Genomic DNA, 8,000 nt, shown 5'->3' on the forward strand with positions numbered 1-8,000 from the left:
GCCTGGTCGGCAGCAGCCTGCTCAGCAGCGGCCTGCTCAGCAGCAGCCTCGTCGGCGGCGGACTGGCGCTGCACGGTGGCGGTGCGCTCCACGGCGACCGGGGCGGCCTCGGTGGCGTCCACGTCACCGGCGTCCGCGTCAGCCTGGGTCAGGCCCAGCTTCTGCGAGCACAGCGGCCAGGCGCCCCAGCCCTGCAGGTCCTGGAGGATCTCGGCGCGCTTGATCTGCTCGGCCTTGGAGGCCTGGTGCGGGTAGCCCTCGCCGCCGACGGCCTGCCAGGAGGACAGGGTGAACTGCACGCCGCCGTAGAAGCCGTTGCCGGTGTTGATGTCCCAGGTGCCGTTGGACTCGCACTCGGCGAGGCGGTCCCAGGTGTCCACGGTGGCGGCCTGGGCCAGGGCGGAGAAGCCCACGGCGGCGGCGCCGGCGAGGGTCATGCCCGCAACGATCGAGGCGGTGGCACGGCGGGAGCGGGTGGCGGAAGTGGTGAAGAGAGTCATGGTGTCCATGGCGAGTCCTCGCTGATCGGTGGCCGAGGCACACCGGGGTCGTCCTTCTCCTTGGTCGGGTCATGCCCTCCGTCGGTTCGAGACGACCCAGCAGCGGGCGACCGTCGGAGGGGGTTCGATGTCGTGGCCTCCCCGTCCCCGACCTCTCGGTCAGATCACGGTTCGATCACGAATCGGCTACGGAAGAGTCAACGACGGGAGCCCCCCTCGCGTCAAATCATGGGTCGACGAATTCTTGCCCGTCCGTCTCACATTTGAGATCAGGTGACGAATCGCTCCCTGAGGCGGGAGTACGTGGACGAAATGCACGCCACTGCCCGCATTGGATCTCAGGGCGTCTGATTGGACAGTGTGGACAACCTCCGTCACAGGGGCGTGGGCGAAGGTCACGATCGACGGTCGAAGCCGTGACCGGCGTCGCGTTCGACCCGAACTTCGAGCGCGGGGCCATGGTTGCGGGTGGCCGCCGCGGTGGGCGCAGAGGGGCTGCGCAGGATCCATCAGGAGCTGATATTCCGTCAGTTGCATATTTATTCAAGACCCGGGTAGGATCGTCGCCGAGCACGCCTCCGACGGCCACGTGCCGCGCTCGGAGACCCCCCTATATAAAGAGGAGAAAACGTGAAGGAACGCATCATCCTTGCCTACTCGGGCGGCCTGGACACCTCCGTGGCCATCGGCTGGATCGCCGAGGCCACGGGCGCCGAGGTCGTCGCCGTCGCGGTCGACGTGGGCCAGGGGGGCGAGTCCCTCGAGACGATCCGCCAGCGCGCCCTGGACTGCGGCGCCGTCGAGGCCTACGTCGCCGACGCGCGTGACGAGTTCGCCGAGCAGTACTGCATGCCCACGCTCAAGGCCAACGCCCTCTACATGGACGCCTACCCGCTGGTCTCCGCGATCTCGCGCCCGGTGATCTCCCGCCACCTGGTCGCGGCGGCCCGCCAGTTCGGCGCCTCGACGGTGGCGCACGGCTGCACCGGCAAGGGCAACGACCAGGTCCGCTTCGAGGTCTCCATCCAGACCCTCGGCCCCGACCTGAAGTGCATCGCGCCGGTGCGCGACCTCGCCCTGACCCGTGAGAAGGCCATCGAGTACGCCGAGCGCAACGACCTGCCGATCGTCACCACCAAGAAGAACCCGTTCTCGATCGACCAGAACGTGTGGGGCCGCGCCGTCGAGACCGGCTTCCTCGAGGACATCTGGAACGGCCCCACGAAGGACGTCTACGACTACACGGACGACCCCGCCTTCCCGCCGGCGCCGGACGTGGTCACGATCGCCTTCGAGCGCGGCGTCCCCACGGCCCTCGACGGTCGCGCGCTGAGCCCGCTGGAGATCATCGAGGAGCTCAACCGCCGGGCCGGTGCCCAGGGCGTGGGCCGGATCGACATCGTCGAGGACCGCCTCGTGGGCATCAAGTCCCGTGAGATCTACGAGGCACCGGGCGCCATGGCGCTGATCGCGGCCCACCGTGAGCTCGAGAACGTCACCCTGGAGCGGGAACAGGCGCGCTTCAAGAAGCATGTGGACCAGCGTTGGACCGAGCTGGTCTACGACGGCCAGTGGTACTCCCCGCTGAAGCGGAACCTGGACACGTTCATCGACGCGACCCAGGAGCACGTCAACGGTGAGATCCGCCTGGAGCTCCACGGCGGCCGTGCCACGGTGCAGGGTCGCCGGTCCGAGACCGGCCTGTACGACTTCAACCTCGCCACGTACGACGAGGGCGACTCGTTCGACCAGTCCTCGGCCCGCGGGTTCATCGACATCTTCGGCCTGTCCGCGAAGACGGCCTCGGAGCGCGAGCAGCGCCTGCGCGGCGGCGACGACCTCCAGGACGTCGCCCGCCTGTCCAACGACTGACCCCGCACGCCCCGCGCACGACGGCGGCCCGCCCGCGCCCGGGCCGGCCGCCGTCGGCCTGTCACCGACCTCGAGGAGACCTTCGATGACCGAGAACACCGACGCCCGCCACGGGACCAACGAGGGCGCCCTGTGGGGCGGCCGCTTCGCCGGCGGCCCTTCCGAGGCGCTCGCCGCGCTCAGCAAGTCCACGCACTTCGACTGGCGCCTGGCGCCCTATGACATCGCCGGCTCCCGTGCCCACGCCCGGGTGCTGCACACCGCCGGTCTGCTCAGTGCGGACGACCTGGACGGGATGATCGCGGCCCTCGACCGGCTCGAGGCGGACGTGCGTTCCGGTGCCTACACCCCGGCGGCGTCCGATGAGGACGTGCACGGCTCGCTCGAGCGCGGCCTCATCGAGCGGGCCGGTCCCGAGCTCGGCGGCCGCCTGCGGGCCGGCCGATCCCGCAACGACCAGGTCGCCACCCTCGGCCGGATGTTCCTGCGCGACCACGCCCGCATCATCGCGCGGGGCGTGATCGCCACGGTGGACGCGCTGCTCGATCAGGCGCGGGCGCACCCGTACGCGCCGATGCCGGGCCGCACCCACCTGCAGCACGCGCAGCCCGTCCTGCTCTCGCACCACCTGCTCGCGCACGCCTGGGCGTTCGCGCGGGACCTGCAGCGGCTCGTGGACTGGGACGCGCGCGCGGCCGTCTCGCCGTACGGCTCCGGGGCCCTGGCCGGCTCCTCCCTGGGTCTGGACCCGAACGCCGTGGCCACCGAGCTCGGCTTCGAGTCGGCCGTGTGGAACTCGATCGACGGCACCGCCGCCCGCGACGTGTACGCGGAGTTCGCGTGGGTCGCCGCGATGGTCGGCGTCGACCTGTCCCGCATCTCGGAGGAGGTCATCTTCTGGGCCACCAAGGAGGCGGGCTTCGTGACGCTGCACGACGCGTACTCCACGGGGTCCTCGATCATGCCGCAGAAGAAGAACCCGGACGTCGCCGAGCTGGCCCGCGGCAAGTCCGGCCGCCTCATCGGCGACCTCACGGGGCTGCTGGCCACGCTCAAGGGCATGCCGCTGGCCTACAACCGCGACCTGCAGGAGGACAAGGAGCCCGTCTTCGACGCCGCGGACACCCTCGAGCTGCTGCTGCCCGCCGTCTCCGGGATGATCGCCACCCTCGAGTTCCAGACGGAGCGCATGGCGGAGCTGGCCCCGCAGGGCTTCGCGCTGGCCACCGACGTCGCCGAGTGGCTCGTCCGCCAGGGGGTCCCGTTCCGCGAGGCCCACGAGCTGTCGGGCGAGGCCGTGAAGGCGGCCGAGGCCCGGGGCGTGGAGCTGTGGGACCTCACGGACGACGAGTACGCCGCCATCTCGCCGGCGCTGACCCCGCAGGTCCGCGAGGTGCTCAGCACGGAGGGCTCGCTCGCCTCTCGCGACGCCCAGGGCGGGACCGCGCCGACGGCCGTCGCGGCGCAGATCGGGGCGCTCGAGGACGCCCTGGCGCCGCTGCGCCGCTGGGCCGACACGCCGGGCTCCGTCGTCGACGCCCGCTGACGCGGTCGCCCGGCCGAGTCGGCGCCGACCGGGCCGGACGCGGCGGCGCCCCCAGGGCACCGCCGCGTCACCCGCCGTTCACCGCGGTCGGCGTAGCATGGGTGGTCACTTTTCCGCCGGGCGGGCCGCAGCATGGTCCGCCCCTCACCGCACCGCGAGGGCCCCCGATGACCGATACCGTGTCCGTCCGCCAGTCCGAGCTCGACCTCGAGCGGGGTCGGGTCGCCGAGCGGTACGCCCGCCTCGACGCCCTGCGTGAGGAGAAGGAGCGCCAGCTCGCGGCCGTGCGCCGGACCGGCCCGCAGGGGTCGCTGCAGAACCACTCCGAGCGCGACGCCTTCGCCAGCCTCTACGAGGACCGACTCGCCCAGCTCTACGCCGTGGACGACCGCCTCGTCTTCGGCCGGCTCGACCTCGACGCCGAGCGGGAGGGTGGGGCCGACGAGCAGCGGTACATCGGGCGCATCGGCCTCACCACCGAGGACCACGAGCGCCTCCTCGTCGACTGGCGCGCGGCCGAGGCCGGCGCCTTCTACCAGGCGACGGCGGCCCACCGGGGCCGCGTGCGCCGTCGTCGTCACCTGATGCTGCGGGGGCGCGAGGTGCGCGACCTCGAGGACGACATCCTGGACCCGACGCTGCTGGGCGAGGACGGCGTGCGCGCCGATGCCCAGGGTGCGCTGCTGGCCGCCGTCACCGCCCGACGCACGGGACGGATGGGGGACATCGTCGCCACGATCCAGTCGGAGCAGGACGAGGTGATCCGCGCGCCCCTGCCCGGGGCGGTCGTGGTCCAGGGCGGGCCCGGCACGGGGAAGACCGCCGTCGCCCTGCACCGCGCCGCCTACCTGCTGTACACCCACCGGGAGCGCCTCGCGCGCTCGGGCGTGCTGATCGTCGGTCCGTCGACCGCGTTCATGCGGTACATCGAGCGGGTGCTGCCCTCGCTGGGTGAGACCGGTGTCGTGATGTCCTCGCTGGGGACGCTGATGCCGGGCGTGCGGGCCGTCCCGGAGCGGGACCTCGACGCGGCGGCGGTGAAGGGCCGGCTGGACATGGTGGACGCCGTCGCCCACGCGGTCGCGCAGCGCCAGCGCCTGCTCGTCGAGCCGCGTCGCCTGATGATCGACGGCACGGCCGTCAAGCTCAAGCCGGCCATGGTCCGGCGCGCCCGGGACAAGGCACGGGCCACCCGCAAGCCCCACAACGAGGCCCGGGTGACGTTCGTGAAGATCCTCGTCCGCGAGCTCGCGGAGAAGCTGCGCAAGAAGCTGGAGAAGTCCTCGGGCACCCCGGTGCAGCGTGACCTCCTGCTCGAGGACGTGCGCACCTCGCGCGACGTGCGCATCGCGCTCAACCTCTGCTGGATGCCGCTGACGCCGGAGAAGCTCATCGGCGACCTCCTCACCCGGGAGGACCTGCTCCGGGCGGCCGCCCCGTGGCTGTCCGACGCCGAGGTCGGCGCGCTCCTGCGCCCGGCCGACGCCCCCTGGACCGAGGCCGACGTGCCCCTGCTGGACGAGGCGGCCGAGCTGCTCGGACGCCTCGACACCCCGGGCCGGGGCGGCGAGTCCGCGGCCCAGCACGAGCGCAACCTCGAGAACGCCCGGGCGTCCCTGGAGAACATGCACCAGACGCTCGCGGACCTGGGCGTCGACGGCGTCGTGGACGCCGAGCAGCTGGCCGCGGCCAATGAGGCGCGCGGCGTGCGACGGACCACCGCCGAGACCGCGGCCCGCGACCGCACCTGGACGTACGGGCACGTGGTGGTGGACGAGGCCCAGGAGCTCTCTCCGATGCAGTGGCGCCTGCTGGCGCGCCGCTGCCCGATGAAGTCGTTCACCATCGTGGGCGACATCGCGCAGTCCTCCCGTCGCGACGCGGCCGGCTCGTGGGCGTCCGTCCTCGCCCCGGAGTTCGGGGACCGCTGGCGCCTGGAAGAGCTGACCGTGAACTACCGCTCGCCGGCGCGCGTGATGCGCTGGGCCGCGCAGGTCGCACGGGCGGCCGGGCTCGAGGTCTCCCATCCGCGCGCCGTGCGCGAGGGCGACCACCGCCCGCGCCTGGTGACGGAGCCGGGCGGTGACGTCGCGGCCCTGGCCCTCGACGCGGTCGAGGCCGAGCGGGACCGCGTGCCCGAGGCCCTGACCGCCGTGATCGCCCCCGCCGAGCGGACGGGGGAGCTGCTCACGGCCCTCCGGGAGCGGTGGGGGGAGGCGGCCGTGGACACCGCGCCGCTGCCCGGCGTCGAGATCGTCGTCGCCACCCCGTGGGAGACCAAGGGGCTGGAGTTCGACACCGTCGTGCTCGTCTCGCCCGAGCGGATCGTGGCCGACGCGCGCGGCGTGGTGGGCGATCTGTACGTGGCGATGACCCGCGCCACCCAGTCGCTGTCCGTCGTCGCCGGGACGGACGCGGCCGCGCTGCCGGCCGGGCTGGCGGACGTCCCGGAGTGAGCCCCGCGGGCGACGTCGCACGTGCGCGGCGTCGCGGAGGCGCGCGGGCGCGTCGCTAGGCTGGGGGCTATGGCACCCCAGAACGAGGAGCGCGCGGCCCGACTGCGCGCACAGGCGAACGACCCGAGCTTCGAGAACGTCTGGCAGGAGCTGCGCTGGCGCGGGCTCGTGCACGTCTCGACGGACGAGGCCGCGCTGGAACAGGCGCTGGCCGGGGAGCCCGTCTCGTATTACTGCGGCTTCGACCCGACCGCTCCGTCTCTCCACCTGGGACACCTGGTCCAGCTGCTCACACTGCGCCGCCTGCAGCTCGCCGGCCACCGCCCGTATGCCCTCGTGGGCGGCGCCACCGGCCTCATCGGCGACCCGCGGCAGACCTCGGAGCGCGTTCTGAACTCGCAGGAGACCGTGGCGGCGTGGGTGGAGTCGCTGCGCGCGCAGATCGAGCCGTACCTCTCCTTCGAGGGGGAGAACGCGGCGACCATGGTCAACAACCTGGACTGGACCGCGGGCATGAGCGCGCTGGACTTCCTGCGGGACGTCGGCAAGAACTTCCGCGTCGGCACGATGGTGAAGAAGGAGATCGTGGCCAAGCGCCTGAACTCTGATGAGGGCATCTCCTACACGGAGTTCTCCTACCAGGTGCTGCAGGGCAACGACTTCCTCGAGCTGCACCGCCGGCACGGCGTGACCCTCCAGACCGGCGGCTCCGACCAGTGGGGCAACCTCACCGCCGGCACCGAGCTGATCCGCAAGGTGGAGGGGACCCACGCCCATGCGCTGGGCACGCCGCTGATCACGAACGCGGACGGCACCAAGTTCGGCAAGTCCGAGGGCAACGCCGTCTGGCTCGACGCGGAGATGTGCTCCCCGTACGCCTTCTACCAGTTCTGGCTCAACACGGCGGACGCGGACGTCGTCGACCGGCTCAAGGTCTTCACGTTCCTGACCCGCGCGGAGATCGAGGAGTACGCGCAGAAGGTGGCCGACGAGCCGTTCCGCCGGGAGGCCCAGAAGCGCCTGGCGTGGGAGGTCACGGCGCTGGCCCATGGAGAGGAGACGACGACGAAGGTCATCGAGGCCTCCCATGCCGTGTTCGGAGGCGGCGACCTCACCACCGTGGATCCGGACACGCTGACCGCCGTGCTGGCCGAGCTGCCGCAGGCCGACCGGACCCAGTGGGAGGGGGAGCCGGGCACCGTGACCGCGGTCGAGCTGCTGGTCTCCACCGGGCTGGTCGCCTCGCGCTCCGAGGCGCGTCGGACGGTGCGCGACGGCGGCGCCTCGGTGAACAACGTGCGGGTGACGGATGCCGACCAGGTGTTCACCCGAGACGACGCCCTCGCCGGCCGACACCTGCTGGTGCGCCGGGGCAAGAAGAGCATGGCGGGTGCGGACCTGGGGGAGGGCTGACCGCGGCTGCAGACCACCGGTGTCCACCGTGAGTCGCGAAAAGTGACCGAGGACACGACGGGCGGCGACGGCGAAGCAACCGCCCACGGGAGGAGCACAGGGCCCCGTTTCCCGCAGGATTCTGCGGAGAACGGGGCCCTCCTTCGTGCCCGGACGCCGGGTGTCACCCCTGATTTTGTGTTCGGTGGGATTCGTGTGTAGAGTTCCATCTCG

At 72.2% G+C, this 8,000-nt stretch carries 5 protein-coding genes; 4 read left to right on the plus strand and 1 reads right to left on the minus strand.

Annotated elements, in window-relative coordinates; translation table 11 throughout:
* Nucleotides 1-509 (minus strand): resuscitation-promoting factor Rpf (gene rpf / locus SJ20_RS10830; protein WP_044659913.1); only part of this gene is annotated, 509 nt, incomplete at its 3' end.
* A gap of 621 nt (nt 510-1,130) precedes the next feature.
* Here rpf and SJ20_RS10835 point away from each other — a divergent pair.
* The 4 genes from SJ20_RS10835 to tyrS all read left to right on the plus strand — a co-directional run bounded on the left by SJ20_RS10835 (nt 1,131) and on the right by tyrS (nt 7,787).
* Nucleotides 1,131-2,372, plus strand: coding sequence for an argininosuccinate synthase (locus SJ20_RS10835; RefSeq protein ID WP_041104698.1), 1,242 nt, complete (start codon nt 1,131-1,133; stop codon nt 2,370-2,372).
* 85 nt (nt 2,373-2,457) lie between these two features.
* Entirely contained in the window at nt 2,458-3,918 is a 1,461-nt protein-coding gene (gene argH / locus SJ20_RS10840) for an argininosuccinate lyase (protein ID WP_044659914.1), read from the plus strand.
* A gap of 167 nt (nt 3,919-4,085) precedes the next feature.
* Nucleotides 4,086-6,374, plus strand: a complete 2,289-nt coding sequence (locus SJ20_RS10845; protein WP_044659915.1) for a UvrD-helicase domain-containing protein — start codon at nt 4,086-4,088, stop codon at nt 6,372-6,374.
* A 69-nt stretch (nt 6,375-6,443) separates the two neighbouring features.
* The gene (gene tyrS / locus SJ20_RS10850; RefSeq protein ID WP_044659916.1) at nt 6,444-7,787 is read left to right on the plus strand and encodes a tyrosine--tRNA ligase; all 1,344 of its coding nucleotides are present in this window, start codon (nt 6,444-6,446) and stop codon (nt 7,785-7,787) included.
* Nucleotides 7,788-8,000 lie beyond the last annotated feature (213 nt).

It is taken from the genome of Micrococcus sp. MS-ASIII-49 (assembly GCF_000946635.1).
In the GTDB taxonomy this organism is placed as follows: Bacteria; Actinomycetota; Actinomycetes; order Actinomycetales; family Micrococcaceae; genus Micrococcus; species Micrococcus luteus.